Consider the following 20350-nt stretch of genomic DNA (forward strand, 5'->3'; position numbering starts at 1 on the left):
AACAATATGAAATCAACAGAATCACTAACTAACCATCACCCATTTTCTCAAGCAGATGCTAACAACTTGATTAAAATACTCATTGATCCCAAAGTGGAAAACCATGACAAAGTTGAGTTGTTACAAACATTTACAGACAGAGAACTACAACAGAAAGAATTAACACATCTGGTTCGCAGCTTAACTCAAACGATGTACCCTGTCCAACCATCCTACCCAGGTGCAATGTGTGTCTGTGGCACTGGCGGAGATAAATCAAATAGTTTTAATATTTCTACAACCGTTGCATTTATTGTTGCAGCAGCAGGCGTGCCAATTATTAAACATGGAAACAAAAGTATAACATCACATTCTGGCAGCACTGATTTACTACAACAACTTAATATTCAAACAACCAAAGTTGAAGACGTAAGTCAACGCTTAGATAATAAAGGTTTAGCCTTTGTAAGTGCACCTGAAGCATATCCTGTAATGAAATATATTCAACCAGTAAGAAAAATGATTGGTAAACCGACATTTTTTAATTTAATAGGTCCTATTATTAATCCTTTTGCACTGACTTATCAAGTTATGGGGGTCTTTGATCCAAACCAATTGGACTCAATCATCCATACTTTAAAAGATTTAGGACGACGTAGAGCAATTGTCTTACATGGTGCGCACGGCATGGATGAAGCCACATTATCAGGTAATAATTTAATTTATGAACTAGATGAAAATGGTAACGTAAACCACTACACATTAAATGCACAAGACTTAGGATTTTCATATGCACCTGATAGCGAACTTAAAGGAGGTAGCCCAGAAGAAAATAGACGTATTACCTTAGATATTTTAAACGGAAAAGACAGATCATCAAAAAGAGATGTTGTCGTCCTTAATGCAGCAATTGCACTTTATGTCGCTGAAAAAGTACATAGCATTCAAGCTGGAATATCAATAGCTGAGTATTTAATAGACAATGGACTTGCTATGAAACAATGCTTAATTGTAGAAGGGAATGCGTAATGATGACTATTTTAACTGAAATTGTTGATTATAAAAAAAGACTATTAGCTAATGGTTACTATGACAACAAACTAAAATCATTAAAAGATTTAACGCCAATAAATAAGCCTACATTTAAATCTACACTTAGCAAAAGTAAACATTTATCTATCATTGCTGAAATTAAAACGAAAAGTCCTTCAGTTCCAAAATTCAATGTAAAAGATTTAGTTAAACAAGTTCAAGAATATGAGGCTAATGGCGCAGCTGCAATTTCTATATTAACGGATGAACATTATTTCGATGGAAGCTTTGAACGTCTACAAAACTTATACAGCCATACAACACTTCCTATACTTTGTAAAGATTTTATTATTGATACGATACAAATCGATGTTGCAAAGAAAGCTGGGGCCTCAATGATATTACTAATCGTTCATTGTTTAACAGATAGTAAACTAAAACAACTTTACAAATATGCACATAAACTAGGTTTGGAAGTACTGGTTGAGGTCCACAGCATTAAAGAATTACAACGTGCGCATCAACTTAATGCATCATTAATCGGAATTAATAATAGGGATTTAACAACTTTTAACACTCATGTAGAACATACCAATCAAATATTACGTCAAAAACATTCTGGCAGATTCTACATTTCTGAAAGTGGTATCCATTCGAGAGAAGACGTGCTATCAATAGTACAGACAGGAATATCTGGTATACTCATTGGCGGTGCTTTAATGAATTGCACAAATATCTCTGAATTCTTGCCAAGTCTTATGTTAGAAAAGGTAAATTTATGAAATTAAAATTTTGCGGTTTCCAAACAAAACAAGATATTTTAAATGCACAACAACTCAACATCGATGCACTAGGAATGGTTTATTATGATAAAAGTAAGCGTCATATTCAAGCTGATACAATCGCTTATTTATCACAGCTAATTCCCAAAGCAATTGAATGTGTATTAGTCGTCGTTAATCCATCATGGGACAATTTGCAATATATACTTCAATATGCGCAGATTAATTGCGTACAGTTTCATGGAACTGAAAATATTAAACTTACCTCTAAAACTAAACAGAATTTCAAGAATATTAAAATAATTAAAGCTTTACCTGCTAACTCACAACTACTTAAACAAATTAAATATTATCGAGAGGTTGCAGATAGTTTTATTATTGATACTCCATCTGCTTCATATGGTGGCACAGGACAGTCATATGATTGGCAGATTTTAAAGTCTTTACCTACAGATATAAATTATTTAATAGCTGGTGGGCTTACGTTGAACAAAATAAAATATATTGAAACCTTAAATTTGAGCCATGCTGGATACGATATTTCTAGCGGTATAGAAACAGACAATCATAAAGATTTAAATAAAATGAAAGCAATCATTCAACATGTTAAAGGAGCGATTTATCATGTATAACAATATTCAAACAGAAGCAGATCAATTAGGTTTTTTTGGCGAATACGGTGGACAATTTGTACCAGAAACATTAATGCCAGCAGTATTAGAATTAAAACAAGCTTATAATAAAGCAAAAAAAGATCCTCAATTTCAACAAGAGCTAAATGATTATTTAACTGAATACGTAGGTCGAGCCACACCATTAACCTTTGCACAATCTTACACACAACATTTAGGCGGCGCAAAGATATATTTAAAACGTGAAGATTTAAATCACACTGGTGCTCATAAAATAAATAATGCGCTTGGACAAGCTTTACTGGCAAAACGTATGGGCAAACGTAAATTGGTAGCGGAAACTGGTGCAGGACAACATGGTGTAGCAAGTGCAACCGTTGCAGCATTATTCGATATGGAACTAATTGTATTTATGGGGAAAGAAGATATCCAACGTCAACAACTAAACGTGTTTCGTATGGAACTCTTAGGCGCAAAGGTAGTCTCAGTTGAAGATGGTCAAGGGACATTATCAGACGCCGTTAATAAAGCATTACAATACTGGGTTAGTCATGTTGATGATACACATTATTTACTCGGTTCAGCACTAGGACCTGATCCATTTCCTACGATAGTAAGAGATTTTCAAAGTGTTATCGGAAATGAAATTAAAACACAAATATTAGAAAAAGAAGGCCGCTTGCCTAATGCCGTTGTTGCTTGTGTTGGAGGTGGCTCTAACGCGATAGGAACATTTTATCCTTTTATAAAAGATGAAGTCCAATTATATGGTGTTGAAGCTGCTGGGGAAGGTGCAAATACAAACAAACATGCACTTGCTATAGGCAAAGGTAAACCAGGTGTACTACATGGCGCAAAAATGTATCTTATTCAAGATAGACACGGTCAAATAGAACTTGCACATTCTATTTCAGCTGGCTTAGATTATCCCGGCATTGGTCCAGAACATTCATACTATAACGATATTGGTAGAGTCCATTATACGAATGCAACTGACACAGAAGCAATGGAAGCACTCATACGTTTTACTAAAGATGAAGGCATTATCCCTGCCATAGAAAGCGCGCATGCTTTAAGTTATGTTGAAAAATTAGCGCCACAAATGGATAAGGATCAGTTGCTTGTGGTGACGATTTCTGGTCGTGGTGATAAAGACATGGAAACTATAAGACAATACATTCAACAAAGAGGTGATAGCCATGCACAATAAATTATTTATTCCATATGTAATGGGAGATAAAGATTTCATTCAACATGTCAAATTATTAAGTGAACATGGCGCTGATTACATTGAGATTGGTGTACCATTTTCAGATCCTGTTGCCGATGGACCAATCATTATGAAGGCAGCCAACCAAGCTATTAAAGATAATGTAACTATTGATACTATATTTGAACAACTTAAACAGAACCAACATCAAATTAAAGCAAACTATATCCTTATGACTTATTATAATATTGTCATGACTTACGGTATAGAAGCATTCTTTAAATCATGCGAAGAAGCAGGGGTATATGGTTTAATTATTCCAGATTTACCATTTGAACTCACTGAGAAATTAAAAGAACAAGTGACTAACTATTCAGTTAAAATAATTTCATTAGTAGCTATGACAGCCCCTGAAGAACGTATAAGAGAAATTGCCACACATGCAGAAGGTTTTATTTATACAGTAACTATGAACGCTGTAACAGGTCAAAATGAATCATTTCATCCTGAATTAAAGCAAAAATTAGCGCTATTAAAGTCTATTACGCAAATTCCTGTTGTCTGTGGATTTGGTATACGTACACCTGAACAAGTTAGCGAAATCATTCAATATGCAGACGGTGTTGTCATTGGAAGTGAAATTGTAAAACGCTTAAAATCTCAGTCTCAAGAGGACATTATCACTTACATCAACTCAATTCGCCAAAGATTAAGCAGTCAATTTGATTAACCCTAAATCCGTTTTATAATTACCTTACTGTGATAATTATACTCAATCATTAGCATGCATAAATAAATGCAAAGCTTACAAAATTCAAAGTCAATACCACTCGAAGCGGACGAATTGGGGCCAGAAAAATTAGCCAGTAAATGAGTTTTTTGTTAATTCATTTACTGGCTAATTTATTGACATTATTTCATCTTATTTAATAGACTTCACTAAACTAAATGAAGGAGGTACCGAGTGTATAAAAATATATGCTAACAATAGAAATTGACGTTTTAATACATTCAAATAGTACCTCTTAAGGAACCAAACCGGAAGAAAAGATTTTGACGTTCAAATTTTAATAAAAGATTTTCTTTATATATACGTTACATTAATATCCAAAATTGATCTTAAAGCATCTGTTTTAAAATATTTCATCTTATTCAATCAAATACGAATTATTGAGCATTCATTATAATCATAATATAACTAAAATAGATATACTCAATATCATTGTTAATATTTTAGTTTTACCAGTATCTATTGTATACTTAATTCAATTAGCATATGGTGTTACAATTGAATATATCAGTAATTTTAGAGATTTTGATGTTCATTGACTACATTTAAATACTAGAAATTAATCAAATAATAATTAGGAGTTATATGAATGAAGTTTACAAATTTAACAGCAAATGAATTCGGTGATTTCACAGATCAAATGCCATATAGTCATTTTACTCAAATGACAGGTAACTATAATTTAAAAGTTTCCGAAAAAACAGAAACACATTTAGTTGGTGTTAAAAATAATAATAACGAAGTAATTGCAGCATGTTTATTGACAGCTGTACCAGTCATGAAGTTTTTTAAATACTTTTACAGCAATAGAGGCCCAGTTATAGATTATGCTAACCAAGAACTTGTACATTTTTTCTTTAATGAGCTAACTAAATATTTAAAAAAGTATAACTGTCTCTATGTCCGCATAGATCCATACTTACCTTATCAATATAGAGACCATGATGGTAATATAACGGCAAATGCTGGCAATGATTGGTTTTTCAATAAAATGGAACAACTCGGATACCATCATGATGGCTTTACAACAGGATTTGATCCAATATTACAAATCAGATTCCATTCTATTCTTAATTTAAAGGATAAGACAGCTAAAGATGTTTTAAATAATATGGATAGTTTACGTAAAAGAAATACAAAAAAAGTTCAAAAAAATGGAGTCAAAGTAAAGTTCCTTACTGAAGAAGAACTACCTATCTTTCGTTCATTTATGGAGCAGACGTCAGAATCTAAAGAATTCTCTGATAGAGACGACCAGTTTTATTACAATCGGTTTAAGTACTATAAAGATAGGGTGCTTGTGCCTCTAGCATATTTAAAATTTGATGAATATATAGAAGAACTAACGAATGAACGACAAACTTTAGAAAAAGATTTAGGCAAAGCACTTAAAGACATTGAGAAACGACCAGATAACAAAAAAGCTTATAATAAACGAGACAACCTACAACAACAACTCGATGCCAATCAACAAAAGTTAAATGAGGCTAATCAGTTACAAGCGGAACACGGTAATGAGTTACCTATCTCTGCCGGTTTCTTTATTATTAATCCGTTTGAAGTTGTATACTACGCTGGAGGTACCGCTAATAAATATCGTCATTTTGCAGGTAGTTACGCGGTTCAGTGGACTATGATTAACTATGCTATTGAACACGGCATAGACAGATATAATTTCTACGGCATTAGTGGAAACTTCTCAGATGATGCTGAAGACGCAGGTGTCATTCGCTTTAAAAAAGGTTATGGTGCAGAAGTGATTGAATACGTTGGTGATTTTGTAAAACCTATAAATAAACCTATGTATAAACTTTATTCAGTGTTAAAACGAATTCAAAATAAGCTATAGAGGAGAATGGATTAATTATGAAATTTACAGAGTTAACAATTAAAGAATATGAAAACTTTGTACAAAATCCATCATTAGAAAGTCATTACTTCCAAGTAAAGGAAAATATCGTAACAAGGGAAAATGATGGTTTTCAAGTGGTATTATTAGGAATAAAAGATGAAAATAATAAAGTTCTTGCTGCTAGTCTTTTCTCAAAAATACCAACAATGGGTAGCTATGTCTATTATTCTAATCGTGGTCCTGTCATGGATTATACCGATCTTGGATTAGTTGATTTCTATCTAAAAGAACTAGACAAATACCTACATCATCATCAATGTCTATATGTCAAATTAGATCCGTATTGGATTTATCAAATCTATGATAAAGATGTTAACCCGCTTGAAAATCATGACAAAAACGATGCAATGATTAATTTATTAAAGTCTCACGGCTATGAACATCATGGATTCACTACAAAATATGATTCCTTTAGTCAAGTGCGGTGGATGGGGGTTTTATATTTAAAAAACGAAACACCTCAATCACTAAAAAAACAATTCGATAGTCAACGTAAACGCAATATAAATAAAGCGATAAACTTTGGAGTTAAGGTAAAATTCCTTGGTAGAGACGACTTTGATCAGTTCCTTGACCTCTATCGTGAAACTGAAGAACGCACTGGTTTTGTTTCTAAAACAGATGATTATTTCTACAATTTCATCGATACATATGGTGATAAAGCTTTAGTACCATTAGCATATATAGATTTAGACGAATATATTTCATCATTACAAGATGCTATTAATGATAAAGAAGCTCGACGTGACCAAATGATGACTAAAGAAAATAAAAGCGATAAGCAACTAAATAAGATTGCAGAATTAGACAAACAAATAGATCACGATAAAAAAGAACTTTTAAATTCTAGCGAACTACGTCAAACTGATGGTGCCGTACTAAATTTAGCTGCTGGCGTATACTTTGCTAATGCTTATGAGTTAAATTATTTTTCTGGAGGTTCTTCAGCAAAATACAATCATTTTATGGGTCCATATATGATGCATTGGTATATGATGAACTATTGCTTTGAACATGGCTATGATCGGTATAACTTCTATGGAGTATCCGGTGATTTTACTAAAGATAGTGAAGATTACGGTGTTTATCGCTTTAAACGAGGCTTCAATGTTCATATTGAGGAATTAATAGGGGATTTTTATAAACCAATTAATAAAATTAAATATTGGCTATTCACAACATTAGATCGTATACGTAAGAAAATCAAAAAGTAACTAGATATTAAGAAGAAAAGCATTAAGGTAAACAACCACAATGCTTTTCTTTTTTGTATCAAGTGATAGAGACTTGATACAAGATGTAGGCAGAGTAATCTGAGATGTAGTTTCGTGTTGCGTCCTACAATTTAATATTAGCATATATTTTCACTATTACAACTATACTCTACAATAATTTTTAATTGCATTTTTACTAATACTATACATTTTATTATTATACATATAAATGAAATACGTACAGATTCATATTAAATGCGCTAAAATAGTGTTAAAAGCTTAGAATAAACCTGTTTATTTGCAAGTAAAGTTAATATTAGTTATAAAGTACATCAATAAATTCAACTTGTCTGTGATAATCATTCATTCACCACAGCAAACAATTCGTATGACTTGAACACATACATATAGCAGATAAAACTTAATAAACTATAACTAACTGCTCACTATTTATAAATGCTCACCCCTATTTCGTTTTTTTATTTTAGTTTACATAATATATATTATAGGAAGTTATATATTTTACTATCTTCTAACCTTTTTCAAGTATGCTATACTTTATTTTATATCTTAACTAAGGAGCTTCTACTATGAATTTTGTTTTCGACATAGATGGCACGCTTTGCTTCGACGGTCAACATATTGACAATAGAATCATTAGTCGTCTAAAGCAATTGCAATCTTACGGCCACCAAGTGATTTTTGCATCAGCACGACCTATACGTGACTTATTGCCAGTGATACCTGATTTTCAAAATAATACGTTGATTGGCGGCAATGGTTCTATTATTTCAACTGATAATAAAATTAAAGTCATAGATTATATTAATCAAGATGATTTTGAACTCATAATAAAGGAATTAATAGTAAATTATAACTTGAGTTATATTGTCGATGATGCCTGGGATTATGCAGCAAATGTAAACGCCAATAATACGATTTATACTCGTTTAGATCCTCACAAATTGGCTGAGTTACGTCAACTTGATGAAATAACACATCCTATAAAGGTAATCTTTCTTAATATTAAATCACATCATTTTTCAGAAATTGCTCAGCACTTAATGCAACATCAAACTACTTTAGAACTCATCAACCATTCAAATGAATCTAATATTGATATTACAGCGCATGGCATCAATAAATACAAAACATTACAATCAATATTAAAAAATGATGCACCCTATATTGCATTTGGTAATGATCACAATGATATTGGACTATTGCAACATGCTACTAATGGTGTACTTGTATCTAATAATACATTTTATATAGATGATTTAAATAATCAACCTCATATTTCAGTTATAAATGCTGATATTAATGCAATTTGCCATCAAATCGACAAATATATTGCAACAAATTAAAAATTTAATTGAAAATGATTATCAATATCATTTATAATGACAACTAGGAGGTTTTATTTATGAAAAAAATTATACAAGTATGTACGATATTTATAATATTGCTATTATTAGCAGCGTGTCAGAATGATGATAATTCAAGTAACCACGATGGTAAAACGATTACCGTCAAGAATACATATGAATTTAAAGATAAAAACAATACTCATGATAAAGGAGAAATGAAAACAGAAAAAGTTGAGGTCCCAGTTAATCCTAAACGTGTTGCCGTATTAGATTACGGTGCTTTAGATATCATGCAACAGCTTAACGTTCAAAATCGTATTGTAGCTATTGCTAAAGGTCAAGGTGACGCTTTCCTCCCTTCTTCCCTCTCTGAATTTAAAAATGACAAATACATGAATTTAGGAAATCCTGGACGTCCGAATTTCGATCAGTTAGCCAAAGCGAAACCCGATATTATATTTGCTTCCTTTAGACAAGCACATACCAAAACATTAGATGAAATGAAAAAAGCTGCCCCAAATGCTAAAATTTTATTTGTCAGTCCAGATAATGACGATTATATTAAATCTATTAAAGCACATACAACATTAATGGGAAAAATTTTCGATAAGAAAAAAGCTGCAGAAAAGTTAAACAATAAACTTTTGACTCAAGTTGCTGAAACAAAAAAAGCAGTTAAAGATGAACGTGTGATATTCTTAGCTGTTGATGATAAAGGAATGAAAGCATTTGCTTCAAGTGGTCGTTATGGGGGCTTCCTTAATCATGATCTTGGCATCAAACATGCTGATAAACAAATGAAAGTTAATTCTGCTGGTAATCTTATTAGCAATGAATACTTAACAAAAATTAACCCTGACAAAATTTTTGTTATTAATCGTACTAAAAAAGGTAATGACAAACAATTGCCAGATGAGTTAAAAAATGATGTTGTGAAAAATGTCAAAGCCATTAAAAATGGTCAAGTTTATCAGTTTGAATCTAACGCTTGGTATTTTGGTGAAGGCGGAAACAAACTAACGATAGATCAATTAGCTAAAATTAAACAAGCATTTAAATAAGCCTACAACAAAAACCGACTGAGACGTAAATGCCTCTGACAAGTTGAAGCAGGCCATTTCTATTGAAAATTCATAGAAATGGCCTGCTTCATTATTGTTACATTAAGTGTTATTGACAAACCTACCTTCTCTTATGGTTGAAGACTACCGCCTGAAGCTGTCCTCTAATCTATTGAACTAATAAATATAGTATTGAATAAAAAAGAAGCACAAAGATGATTTATGTCAGTCAAATCACCTTTGTGCTATATGTGTTTTTTATGTTAACGCTTTTTTCGACGTAATATTTCTTCATTATTGTTATCGAATGGTTGTTGCTCATGTTTATTTGCATATTCTTGACGTATTTCTTTTTCTAATTGTTTTTTCTTGCGTTCACGTCTCCAATTTCTTGTGCTATACCATAATAAGAAACTCAAGATTAAACTCATAATCGCTAAGAATGCAGCATAACCTAGCAATGGTTGGTATGAAATAGAATAAAAATTAGGTATAAAAAATGCCAGAATTGCAAGTACAACAAACGTTACAATTGAAGCAAAAAACCATTTATGCAGTATTAAAGTACAAATAACTGTTAGAATAACCATCGCTATAATAGTTATCCACAAATAATTAGGCATATCAAAGATACTCATTATTATACTCCTTAATCTTTTAATCTACATTATGTATAACTATATCATAAATTTTATTCATTATACCATCGCTTTATCACTGAAATCACACAATTTTAGCCTTACGATTACAATTAAGTGTACACTCCCCTATCTTTTTATGTACTTTTTTATTTATTAACGGTTCTGAAGAAATTGATAAATTCATGTATAATAAATGATACATACAAATACATAGGAGTGATATTAATGCCTATAGGATTACCATTAAGAAAAGATGTCCCTACTAATGAAACATGGGATTTGCAAGATTTATTTAAAAGTGATGATGATTTTTATAACACTTTAGCTGAAACAACTAAACGTGCAAAACATTTCCAGCAATCTTTTAAATCTCAACTTACAAATACACAACTTACACTTAAAGCATTAGATGAATATGAAAATATTTTAATTACGATAGATCGATTAGCAAACTATGTTGAACTAAGACTTAGCGTTGATACTACAGATGAAGAAGGTCAAAAGGTAAACGCGAAATTTTCAACATCAATGGGTTTGATAGCGAGTCAGCTTTCTTTCGTTGAATCAGAACTCCTTGCTTTGTCAGATAATCAAATACGAACAATTCAAGCCAATGTTCCTTACCCACACTATATAGAGAAATTGATTCAAAGAAAATCTTATCAATTATCCCCTGCTGTTGAAGAGACACTTGCGACACTTTCGCCTTTGTTTTCAAGTGCATATGATCTATACGGCACTACAAAAATGTTAGATGTTCACTTTCATCCATTTGAACATGATGGTATAACCTACCCTCTAGATTATGCTACTTTTGAAAATGAATATGAAGACCACCCTGATCCTAACTTTAGACAGCAAAGTTTTAAACACTTTAGTGATGCTTTACGTCAATATCAACATACAACAGCAGCAACATATAACATGCAAGTACAACAAGAAAAAATCGAAGCTACTTTAAGAGGTTATGACTCTGTTATTGATTTTTTATTACATGATCAGGAAGTCAGCAGAGATATGTATCATCGCCAAATTGACGTTATCATGAGTGATTTAGCACCCGTGATGCAAAAATATGCGCGTCTATTAAAACGTATTCATGGCTTAGAAAAAATGCGTTTTGAAGATTTGAAAATTTCTGTTGATCCAAGCTATGAACCTGAAATATCAATAGAAGAATCTAAAACATATATTAGAGGTGCCTTAAGCGTCCTAGGTGAAGAATATATGGACATGGTTGAACAAGCCTATGCAAGACGATGGATTGATTTTGCCCAAAATAAAGGTAAAGAAACAGGTGCTTATTGTGCAAGTCCTTATTTATCACATTCATATGTTTTTATATCTTGGACTGGAAAAATGACTGAAACATTTGTCCTAGCTCATGAACTTGGACATGCAGGTCATTTCAACCTTGCTCAACAAAACCAACACTTTTTAGATTCAGAGGCCTCAATGTATTTTGTCGAAGCACCTTCAACTATGAATGAAATGCTCATGTCTAACTATTTATTTGAACATAGTGATGATCCTAAATTTAAACGCTGGGTGATTGGCTCAATTTTATCACGCACATATTATCATAATATGGTTACACATCTACTTGAAGCGGCTTATCAACGTGAAGTGTATAAACTTGTTGATCAAGGTGAATCCTTGACTGCACCATTATTAAATCATATTACTCGTAATGTCTACGAACAATTCTTTGGTGATGCTATCGAGTTAACCAATGGTGCAGAATTAACTTGGATGAGACAGCCACACTACTATATGGGTCTATACTCCTATACTTATTCAGCAGGATTAACTATTGGTACTGTGGTAGCTCAAAAAATTAAAAACGAAGGGCAACCTGCAGTTAATGCTTGGTTGAATACTTTGCGCGCAGGTGGCAGTAAATCTCCAGTTGAACTAGCTAAAATGGCTGGCGTTGATATTACAACAGAAGCTGCATTAAAATCTACAATAGCCTATATTTCAAAACTGGTGAATGAAGTCGAAGCTTTAACTAATATCATTGAGCAGCAGTAAAAACTAATAACCACGAAGCCTAACTTAAATAAGGCATCGTGGTTATTTTTTATTGTAATCATTCATTTGATTGTTATATTAACGTTTAAAGCTATCAAAATGTTCTCCCGTCAAATAATAATATACACTTTCAGCAATATTAGTTACATGGTCCCCCACACGTTCTAAGTTACGTGCTGCTAAATGTGCTTGCCCAGCCACAAATGGATCATTATCTATTAAATATGTTGTATTGACGATATTAGCATATAAATCATCTATATCTTGATCACGATCAATAATTTCACGAATTAATGTAATATCTTCATGTTTTGCGGCCGTATTTAAATCTTGCAGCATAAGCATCGCAAGTTTCCCCATTGTTTTAAGGCGTGTAAGCACGTAATCATCCGTTATTTTAACTCTTAAACGAATATTAGCGATACTTGCAACATTATCACCCATTCTTTCAAAATCAGTAGCAATTTTTAAAGCTGCCATCATCATTCTTAAGTCGCTAGCAATAGGCTGTTGTTTCATAATAAGTAAAATAACTTTTTCATTTATTTCACAATCTAATTTATTAATATCTTTATCTTTATTAATGACTTGACGCGCAAAATTTTTGTCTTTTTCACTTAATGACACAATTGCATTATTTATATTGAAGTACGTATACAAGCCCATGCGACGAATATCTTTTAATAATTCATCGAGTTGTTCTTGATAATTTTGACGAATAATTGTCATATTTTTTAACCAAAACGTCCAGAAATATAATCTTCCGTCTGCTTATCAGAAGGATTAGAGAATATTTTGTCCGTATCATCATATTCATTAACATAGCCATTTAAGAAAAAGGCCGTTTTATCCGAAACACGTGCGGCTTGTTGCATATTATGTGTCACCATAATGATTGAATAATCTTTTTTAAGCTCTTGTACAAGTTCCTCGACTTTTAACGTTGAAATCGGATCTAAGGCTGAAGTTGGCTCGTCCATTAAAATAACATCTGGTTCAATTGCCAAACATCTCGCTATACAAACACGTTGTTGTTGACCGCCAGATAAACCATATGCGTTCATGTGTAAACGATCTTTCAATTCATCCCAAATTGCTGCTCCACGTAACGATTTTTCAACAATTTCGTCTAATATTTTTTTATCTTTAATACCATGCGTTTTCGGGCCATAAGTAATATTATCATAAATTGATTTAGGGAATGGATTAGGTTGCTGGAAGACCATACCAACATTTGTACGTAGTTTCTCTTTTGAATACTTCTCATCAAAAATATTTTTATCACGATATAATATTTTTCCTGCTGTCTTAACGGAAGGTACTAATTCTACCATGCGATTGAGCGCTTTAATGTAAGTCGATTTTCCACAACCAGATGGTCCAATAATTGCTGTAACGTTGTTTTCTAAAATGTCTAAGTTAATATTTTGTAACGCATGATTATCTCCATACCACAAATCTAAATTTTGTGTTGAATAGACTACTTTTCTATCACTATCTGAAAGATGGTCTTCTTTTTTTGAATGCTCTGTTGTTATTATTGTTGAATCATTTTGTGCTTTGGTTGTTTGTTGATTATTTTTTTCTACTGCTTGTTCTATGTTTTCTTTATCTTTAGTTAAATTGTTTGTCATTTTGAAAACTCCTTCACTCTCTAATTACTATAAAAACAAATCCCTAGTTCACGTGAACACCCAACATGATTAGAACTTTTTACTAAATTTATTACGGAAATAAATAGCTAAACCGTTCATTAATAATAAGATAACTAAAAGTACTATAATTCCTGCTGAAGCAACATTTTGAAATTCTGCTTGCGGTAATTTAGCCCAGTTATATATCGCCATTGGTAACGCCTGGAATTGATCCATGACAGAATTAGGTAAACGCAATAGTATTGTAGGAATACCTATTAAAATTAATGGCGCAGTTTCACCTAAAGCACGAGATAATGCTAGAATAAAGCCAGTTAAAATTCCTGGTAGTGCTGCTGGCAACACAACTTTTCGGATTGTTTGCCACTTGTTTGCACCTAAACCATAAGATGCTTCTCTAACTGATGACGGCACTGCTCTTATTGCCTCTTGAGCTGCAACAATAATGACAGGTAAAATTAATAACGTCATGGTTAATGCACCAGCTAAAATTGAATTACCTAATGATAAGGCTTGAATATTCATACCTCTAACAAAGATTGTCAATCCAAGTAATCCGAAAACTACAGAAGGTACACCAGCTAAATTAGAAATACAAACTTTAATAAAATCTGTAAATGGATTTTTCTTAGCATACTCCTCTAGATAAATTGCTGTTCCTACTCCCAAAATAATTGAAAATGGTATGATGGTTAACATGAGCCATAATGTACCAACCAGAGCCCCTTTTATACCCGCTTGAGAGGGTGTTGATGATGAAAAATTAGTAAAGAATGAAGGCGTTAGATGACCCACACCTTTAATTAAGGTATCAATAAGTAATGCTGCTAAAAAAAGCAACCCAATCAACGTACATGCTAAAAATAAAAATTTATTGATTTTATTTTTAGTCATGCGTGTACTAATATTTTTTTCAACTTTAGACTGATCTACTAAAGCTTTTTTGTGTATATTTGTTGATGATGACATATTAATACTCCTCTCTAAAGCGCTTAGAAATCCATTGAGAAAGCAGGTTCATTAGTAACGTAAATATAAATAATGTAAATCCAACAGCATAAATACTGTAATAAACATCTGAGCCATATGTTGCATCCCCAGTCGCAACTTGAACTATATAACCTGTCATTGTTTGAATGGAACCTGTTAAATCTAAGGAAGCAGTTGGTGTACTACCCGCCGCTAGTGAGACAATCATTGTTTCACCAATAGCTCTTGAAATCGCCAAAACGATTGAAGCCAATACACCTGAAATAGCTGCTGGTAACACTACTTTCGTCGCTACTTCAAACTTAGTAGCTCCAAGCCCCAGTGCACCTTCTCGAATTTTATTCGGAACAGAAGACATTGCATCTTCACTCATACTCGTAATTAACGGTATAATCATCACACCAACAACCAATCCTGGACTAATTGAATTAAAGCTTCCTAATTCTGGAAAAATAGATCTTAAAATTGGTGTAATGAATGTTAATGCGAAGAAACCAAAAACGATTGTCGGAATCCCAGCTAAAATTTCTAATATTGGCTTAATAATACGTCGCGTTCTATCACTTGCGTATTCACTTAAATAAATGGCTGCACCCAATCCAATAGGTACTGCAAATATTGCTGCGATAAGCGTAATTTTTAACGTCCCTATAACTAAAGCCCAAATGCCATATTTAGGACTAGATGAAAATGGTGCCCATTCTGTAGTGAAAAGAAATTCAGTAATGGATACCCTAGTGAAAAATGTAATTGTTTCTGTTAATAATGTAACTAATATGCCAATCGTAACTAATATAGATATAAATGAAATAACAGCTAGAATCATAGGTACGATTTTATCGCTTTTACCGCCCTTTTTTGCGTTATTCTTGGCAATCAATTCCCTAACATTTGTATTTGAAGCCATACCATACACACTCCGTTTTCTCCCAATTATTAAAAAAGTGGATTGGGAATAGATTCGGTTTAACTCTGAGTTAATCAGTGATGCACGCGTCAATTAACTCATGTTCAACCTACATAAGTGAGTATACGTATTTCATTACGTTTCTATCACTTATTTTATTCCCAACCCAGTTCTATTGATTTATTTATTATTTATCTTTCTTGTCTTTTTTATCTTTATCTTTTTTATCATCTTTTTTGCCATTTTTGTCGATGAATTTATCTAATTGCTTTTGTTCTTTTTTGTAATCATCTTTTGGCAATGCTACATAGCCTGCATCTTCTGCAGATTTACCTTCATCTTTAAGAACGAATTTCATAAATTCTTGGAAGCCTTTATTTTCTTCTAATGATTTTTCTTTTGCATAGATGAATAATGGTCTACTTAAAGCGTATGAATTATCTTGTATTGTTTTTTTAGTTGGTTTTGTATCTTTGCCTTTATCGTCTTTAATTTTTACTTCTTTCAATTTATCTTTATTTTGTTGATAGAAGTTATAGCCAAAGTAACCAATACCTTCTTTATTTTTCTCTACAGATTGAACGATAACATTCGTATCTGCATTTTTCTCAGCTTTAATATCACCTTTATCCATTACTTCTTCACTGAAGAAATCATAAGTACCATGTGATTGGTCTGGTGAAAATGCTTTGATTTTTTTATTTGGCCAACTTGAATTTACATCTTTCCAAGTTTTAGCTTCTCCAGAGTAGATTTTTTTCAATTGGTCTTTTGATAAAGAATCAACAAAATCGTTATCTTTGTTTACCGTTACTGTTACACCATCTTGAGCAATTTTGTATTCTTTATATTTGATATTTTTGTCTTCTAATTTTTTCTTTTCTTCATCTTTAATCGGTCTTGAAGCATTTGAGAAATCTGTTTCTCCAGCGATGAATTTTTCGAAGCCACCGCCAGTACCAGAAGTACCAGATGATACTGTTACATCAGGATAATCTTTAGCAAATTTTTCGTTTAGTTTTTCAACGATAGGACCTACTGTGGATGATCCGTCACCTTTAACTTCTCCGCTAACATCTTTACCATTACCTGAGCCATTTCCGCCACAAGCTCCTAATAAAACCGAAGCGCCCAATACAGTAGTACCAACTAATTGCCACTTTTTCATTAATATATCCTCCTAATATAAATAACCCAAATGTTATATGTATTTCTTACACTTCTAATACTACAGACCCTTTGTTAAATTAAAATAGAGTGAATGTAAATGTTTTGTTAAGTTTAAAACAGCTGATAAATCAAGCTTATATAATCTGTTTTAATGAAGTTTGTATTTAAAAAGAAAATGGTAGCTAGACAAATATAAGTTCAACTTATTGCCTACTACCATTTTTAAATACTGTATTTAGTTATAATCTATGTGGCTAAATTTAATCCTCAACACGGCTCCAGCCTTTTTTCGTCAAAGAAATTTTTCCCGTTTCAATATTAATGATTTTTTGTTTGTATAAATGACCAATAGCTCGTTTAAAAGAACCTTTACTCATATTAAAAACTTCTTTAATGGCTTCTGGACTTGATTTATCCCAAAAAGGAAGTTCACCATTATATTCAACTAATAAATCAAAAATGATTTGTCCATCATCATCTAAGCGTTCATGTGCAAGTGGTAAGAATGACGCATTAAGCTCTCCTTTGTCGTTATGACCAATGACGCGTAAATTAACTTTTTCCCCTAGACGCGGCTCTGATTTGCGTTCAGACTCATGTACAAATATTTTGTATCCCTCTTTAGATAGTAAGAAACTACCTACTCTTAATAAACGATATGGTCTTGCTTCTATAATTTCATTTAACATATCATCATCTTGCACTGGCGTGTACATTTTTTCGACAATTGTTTCACTAGCGAGACGAGCAAACATATGATTGTCACGATCGATACGCAAAGTAACGAGTAAATAATCCCCTGCTACGGGCCATACATCTTTAACTTTTGGTAAATCTTCCCAAGGCACTAGCACTTCTCTAGGTAAACCGATGTCTACATGCGCACCATCACGGTCCGTTTTTAATACTTTAGCAAAATCATATTTATCTTTTGTTATATCAGGCATGTTTTGCGTTGCAAATAAATCCCCAGATCTATTGGGATATATAAAGAAACTATATTCCTCTCCTATTTCTAACTCATCATCATCACTTATTTCAGATTGATTCAATTTAACTTGTTCACCATTCGGGCCTTTTAACAAATAAGTAGAACCTTGTTTGCCTTCGACTTTTAGAAATTCAATTGAACCTACTATATCTTTATCTAATGCCATATTGTTCTCCTTCGAATAATGTATTCCTATTTATTATAACATGTCTAATGTTTTCTACCATAACAACAATTATTCAGTCGAAAGTCAAGATATTATATGATATAATTCATCCGTTAGAAAAACGTAAAAAAGGAGCAAATGAATGTTACAAGTTACTGATGTTAGTTTACGTTTTGGTGATCGTAAACTATTTGAAGATGTTAATATTAAATTCACTGAAGGTAATTGTTATGGTCTTATTGGTGCTAATGGCGCTGGTAAGTCAACGTTTTTGAAAATTTTATCAGGTGAATTAGACTCACAAACTGGTCACGTTGTCTTAGGCAAAAACGAACGTCTCGCCGTATTAAAACAAGATCACTTTGCCTATGAAGATGAACGTGTACTTGATGTTGTTATTAAAGGACATGAACGTTTATTCGAAGTAATGAAAGAAAAAGATGCCATATATATGAAACCAGATTTTAGCGATGAAGACGGTATTCGCGCTGCCGAACTTGAAGGTGAATTTGCTGAGATGAATGGTTGGAATGCTGAAGCAGATGCTGCTTCTTTACTATCAGGATTAGGTATTTCTACTGATTTACACGACAAAAAAATGGCTGAATTGGAAAATAATCAAAAAGTAAAAGTCTTATTAGCACAAAGTTTATTTGGCGACCCTGATGTATTACTACTTGACGAACCTACCAATGGTCTAGATATTCCAGCAATTAGCTGGTTGGAAAACTTTTTAATTAACTTTGATAATACTGTTATTGTTGTGTCTCATGATCGCCACTTTTTAAATAACGTTTGTACCCATATTGCTGATTTAGATTTTGGAAAAATTAAATTATATGTTGGGAACTATGATTTCTGGTATCAATCAAGTCAATTAGCACAAAAGATGGCTCAGGAACAAAATAAGAAAAAAGAAGAGAAAATGAAAGAGTTACAAGATTTCATCGCACGATTCTCTGCTAATGCTTCTAAATCTAAACAAGCTACAAGTCGAAAGAAACAGTTGGAAAAAATTGAATTAGATGATATTCAACCATCTTCAAGACGTTATCCTTTTGTGAAATTTACACCAGAGCGTGAAATTGGTAACGATTTGTTAGCAGTTGAAAATATCTCTAAAACAATCGATGGTGAAAAAGTCTTAGATAACATTTCTTTTACTATGAATCCTAATGATAAAGTAATTCTAATTGGTGACAGTGAAATTGCCAAAACAACATTATTAAAAATCCTTGCAGGAGAAATGGAACCAGATGAAGGTACTGTTAAGTGGGGAGTTACGACATCATTAAGTTATTTCCCTAAAGATAACTCAGAGTTCTTTGAGGGTGTGAATATGAATTTAGTTGATTGGTTGCGTCAATATGCACCTGAAGATGAGCAAACAGAAACATTTTTACGTGGTTTCTTAGGCCGCATGCTATTCAGTGGTGAAGAAGTTAAGAAAAAAGCCAGCGTTCTTTCAGGTGGAGAAAAAGTCCGTTGTATGTTAAGTAAAATGATGCTTTCAAGTGCCAATGTTCTGTTACTCGATGAACCTACAAATCATCTTGACTTAGAAAGTATCACTGCTGTAAACGATGGTTTGAAGTCATTTAAAGGTTCAATTATCTTTACGTCATATGATTTTGAATTCATCAATACCATTGCCAACCGTGTCATTGATTTAAATCAAGCTGGTGGATTATCAAAAGAATTACCATATGAAGAATATCTAAAAGAAACTGGCGTTCTCTCATAATCTCCCCATCGATTTCTAAACAAACTGGTACATTAAATATAGTTTGCCCTGTTCTCTCAAGTATGTCTTC

At 32.5% G+C, this 20350-nt stretch carries 18 protein-coding genes; 11 read left to right on the forward strand and 7 right to left on the reverse strand.

Going from position 1 to position 20350, the window contains the following annotated elements:
* Positions 1 to 6: 6 nt before the first annotated feature.
* The 9 genes from trpD (at position 7) to CD041_RS02785 (ending at position 9982) form a co-directional block, all read left to right on the forward strand.
* On the forward strand, positions 7 to 1008 hold the full coding sequence (gene trpD, locus CD041_RS02745) for an anthranilate phosphoribosyltransferase (protein WP_070648540.1): 1002 nt from the start codon (positions 7 to 9) through the stop codon (positions 1006 to 1008).
* A 2-nt stretch (positions 1009 to 1010) separates the two neighbouring features.
* Positions 1011 to 1793 (forward strand): indole-3-glycerol phosphate synthase TrpC, encoded by a 783-nt coding sequence (gene trpC / locus CD041_RS02750; RefSeq protein ID WP_037540405.1) that lies wholly within the window; start codon positions 1011 to 1013, stop codon positions 1791 to 1793.
* Positions 1790 to 2425, forward strand: a complete 636-nt coding sequence (locus CD041_RS02755) for a phosphoribosylanthranilate isomerase (RefSeq protein WP_070648542.1) — start codon at positions 1790 to 1792, stop codon at positions 2423 to 2425. Before trpC ends, CD041_RS02755 begins: the two co-directional genes overlap by 4 nt.
* Entirely contained in the window at positions 2418 to 3635 is a 1218-nt protein-coding gene (gene trpB, locus CD041_RS02760) for a tryptophan synthase subunit beta (protein WP_070648545.1), read from the forward strand. Before CD041_RS02755 ends, trpB begins: the two co-directional genes overlap by 8 nt.
* Complete coding sequence (gene trpA / locus CD041_RS02765; RefSeq protein WP_002459114.1) at positions 3625 to 4365, forward strand: tryptophan synthase subunit alpha; 741 nt, start codon at positions 3625 to 3627, stop codon at positions 4363 to 4365. Before trpB ends, trpA begins: the two co-directional genes overlap by 11 nt.
* A gap of 649 nt (positions 4366 to 5014) precedes the next feature.
* Positions 5015 to 6274, forward strand: a complete 1260-nt coding sequence (locus CD041_RS02770; protein WP_080606574.1) for an aminoacyltransferase — start codon at positions 5015 to 5017, stop codon at positions 6272 to 6274.
* A 17-nt stretch (positions 6275 to 6291) separates the two neighbouring features.
* Positions 6292 to 7551 (forward strand): aminoacyltransferase, encoded by a 1260-nt coding sequence (locus CD041_RS02775; RefSeq protein WP_002459117.1) that lies wholly within the window; start codon positions 6292 to 6294, stop codon positions 7549 to 7551.
* A 590-nt stretch (positions 7552 to 8141) separates the two neighbouring features.
* The gene (locus tag CD041_RS02780) at positions 8142 to 8918 is read left to right on the forward strand and encodes an HAD-IIB family hydrolase (protein ID WP_080606575.1); all 777 of its coding nucleotides are present in this window, start codon (positions 8142 to 8144) and stop codon (positions 8916 to 8918) included.
* Between the two features lie 59 nt (positions 8919 to 8977).
* Positions 8978 to 9982 (forward strand): siderophore ABC transporter substrate-binding protein, encoded by a 1005-nt coding sequence (locus CD041_RS02785; protein ID WP_070648549.1) that lies wholly within the window; start codon positions 8978 to 8980, stop codon positions 9980 to 9982.
* 263 nt (positions 9983 to 10245) lie between these two features.
* Here CD041_RS02785 and CD041_RS02790 read toward each other — a convergent pair whose 3' ends face one another.
* Positions 10246 to 10620, reverse strand: a complete 375-nt coding sequence (locus CD041_RS02790; RefSeq protein WP_002459120.1) for a hypothetical protein — start codon at positions 10618 to 10620, stop codon at positions 10246 to 10248.
* A gap of 228 nt (positions 10621 to 10848) precedes the next feature.
* Between CD041_RS02790 and pepF the strand changes: the two genes are divergently transcribed.
* A complete protein-coding gene (gene pepF, locus CD041_RS02795; RefSeq protein WP_062077635.1) occupies positions 10849 to 12657 on the forward strand; it encodes an oligoendopeptidase F in 1809 nt (602 codons plus the stop codon).
* A gap of 78 nt (positions 12658 to 12735) precedes the next feature.
* Here pepF and phoU read toward each other — a convergent pair whose 3' ends face one another.
* The 6 genes from phoU to cvfB all read right to left on the reverse strand — a co-directional run bounded on the left by phoU (position 12736) and on the right by cvfB (position 18536).
* On the reverse strand, positions 12736 to 13386 hold the full coding sequence (gene phoU / locus CD041_RS02800; protein ID WP_002459122.1) for a phosphate signaling complex protein PhoU: 651 nt from the start codon (positions 13384 to 13386) through the stop codon (positions 12736 to 12738).
* A gap of 5 nt (positions 13387 to 13391) precedes the next feature.
* The gene (gene pstB / locus CD041_RS02805) at positions 13392 to 14291 is read right to left on the reverse strand and encodes a phosphate ABC transporter ATP-binding protein PstB (protein ID WP_002459123.1); all 900 of its coding nucleotides are present in this window, start codon (positions 14289 to 14291) and stop codon (positions 13392 to 13394) included.
* Positions 14292 to 14360: 69 nt separating this feature from the next.
* Positions 14361 to 15281 (reverse strand): phosphate ABC transporter permease PstA, encoded by a 921-nt coding sequence (pstA, locus tag CD041_RS02810; protein ID WP_002459124.1) that lies wholly within the window; start codon positions 15279 to 15281, stop codon positions 14361 to 14363.
* A 1-nt stretch (position 15282) separates the two neighbouring features.
* Entirely contained in the window at positions 15283 to 16209 is a 927-nt protein-coding gene (gene pstC / locus CD041_RS02815; RefSeq protein WP_002478202.1) for a phosphate ABC transporter permease subunit PstC, read from the reverse strand.
* A 187-nt stretch (positions 16210 to 16396) separates the two neighbouring features.
* Entirely contained in the window at positions 16397 to 17377 is a 981-nt protein-coding gene (locus CD041_RS02820; protein ID WP_002459126.1) for a PstS family phosphate ABC transporter substrate-binding protein, read from the reverse strand.
* A 262-nt stretch (positions 17378 to 17639) separates the two neighbouring features.
* Positions 17640 to 18536: an RNA-binding virulence regulatory protein CvfB gene (cvfB, locus tag CD041_RS02825; RefSeq protein WP_070648551.1), complete on the reverse strand. Its 897-nt coding sequence runs from the start codon at positions 18534 to 18536 to the stop codon at positions 17640 to 17642.
* 142 nt (positions 18537 to 18678) lie between these two features.
* Here cvfB and CD041_RS02830 point away from each other — a divergent pair, with 142 nt between their 5' ends.
* The gene (locus tag CD041_RS02830) at positions 18679 to 20280 is read left to right on the forward strand and encodes an ABC-F family ATP-binding cassette domain-containing protein (RefSeq protein WP_070648553.1); all 1602 of its coding nucleotides are present in this window, start codon (positions 18679 to 18681) and stop codon (positions 20278 to 20280) included.
* Positions 20281 to 20350 lie beyond the last annotated feature (70 nt).

This window comes from Staphylococcus lugdunensis, from assembly GCF_002901705.1.
In the GTDB taxonomy this organism is placed as follows: Bacteria; Bacillota; Bacilli; order Staphylococcales; family Staphylococcaceae; genus Staphylococcus; species Staphylococcus lugdunensis.

What these genes read in the sequence shown, in the direction of transcription:
- trpD (WP_070648540.1), top strand. Translation starts at nt 7, where the DNA reads ATGAAATCAACAGAATCACTAACTAACCATCACCCATTTTCTCAAGCA.
- trpC (WP_037540405.1), top strand. Translation starts at nt 1,011, where the DNA reads ATGACTATTTTAACTGAAATTGTTGATTATAAAAAAAGACTATTAGCT.
- CD041_RS02755 (WP_070648542.1), top strand. Translation starts at nt 1,790, where the DNA reads ATGAAATTAAAATTTTGCGGTTTCCAAACAAAACAAGATATTTTAAAT.
- trpB (WP_070648545.1), top strand. Translation starts at nt 2,418, where the DNA reads ATGTATAACAATATTCAAACAGAAGCAGATCAATTAGGTTTTTTTGGC.
- trpA (WP_002459114.1), top strand. Translation starts at nt 3,625, where the DNA reads ATGCACAATAAATTATTTATTCCATATGTAATGGGAGATAAAGATTTC.
- CD041_RS02770 (WP_080606574.1), top strand. Translation starts at nt 5,015, where the DNA reads ATGAAGTTTACAAATTTAACAGCAAATGAATTCGGTGATTTCACAGAT.
- CD041_RS02775 (WP_002459117.1), top strand. Translation starts at nt 6,292, where the DNA reads ATGAAATTTACAGAGTTAACAATTAAAGAATATGAAAACTTTGTACAA.
- CD041_RS02780 (WP_080606575.1), top strand. Translation starts at nt 8,142, where the DNA reads ATGAATTTTGTTTTCGACATAGATGGCACGCTTTGCTTCGACGGTCAA.
- CD041_RS02785 (WP_070648549.1), top strand. Translation starts at nt 8,978, where the DNA reads ATGAAAAAAATTATACAAGTATGTACGATATTTATAATATTGCTATTA.
- CD041_RS02790 (WP_002459120.1), bottom strand. Translation starts at nt 10,620, where the DNA reads ATGAGTATCTTTGATATGCCTAATTATTTGTGGATAACTATTATAGCG.
- pepF (WP_062077635.1), top strand. Translation starts at nt 10,849, where the DNA reads ATGCCTATAGGATTACCATTAAGAAAAGATGTCCCTACTAATGAAACA.
- phoU (WP_002459122.1), bottom strand. Translation starts at nt 13,386, where the DNA reads ATGACAATTATTCGTCAAAATTATCAAGAACAACTCGATGAATTATTA.
- pstB (WP_002459123.1), bottom strand. Translation starts at nt 14,291, where the DNA reads ATGACAAACAATTTAACTAAAGATAAAGAAAACATAGAACAAGCAGTA.
- pstA (WP_002459124.1), bottom strand. Translation starts at nt 15,281, where the DNA reads ATGTCATCATCAACAAATATACACAAAAAAGCTTTAGTAGATCAGTCT.
- pstC (WP_002478202.1), bottom strand. Translation starts at nt 16,209, where the DNA reads ATGGCTTCAAATACAAATGTTAGGGAATTGATTGCCAAGAATAACGCA.
- CD041_RS02820 (WP_002459126.1), bottom strand. Translation starts at nt 17,377, where the DNA reads ATGAAAAAGTGGCAATTAGTTGGTACTACTGTATTGGGCGCTTCGGTT.
- cvfB (WP_070648551.1), bottom strand. Translation starts at nt 18,536, where the DNA reads ATGGCATTAGATAAAGATATAGTAGGTTCAATTGAATTTCTAAAAGTC.
- CD041_RS02830 (WP_070648553.1), top strand. Translation starts at nt 18,679, where the DNA reads ATGTTACAAGTTACTGATGTTAGTTTACGTTTTGGTGATCGTAAACTA.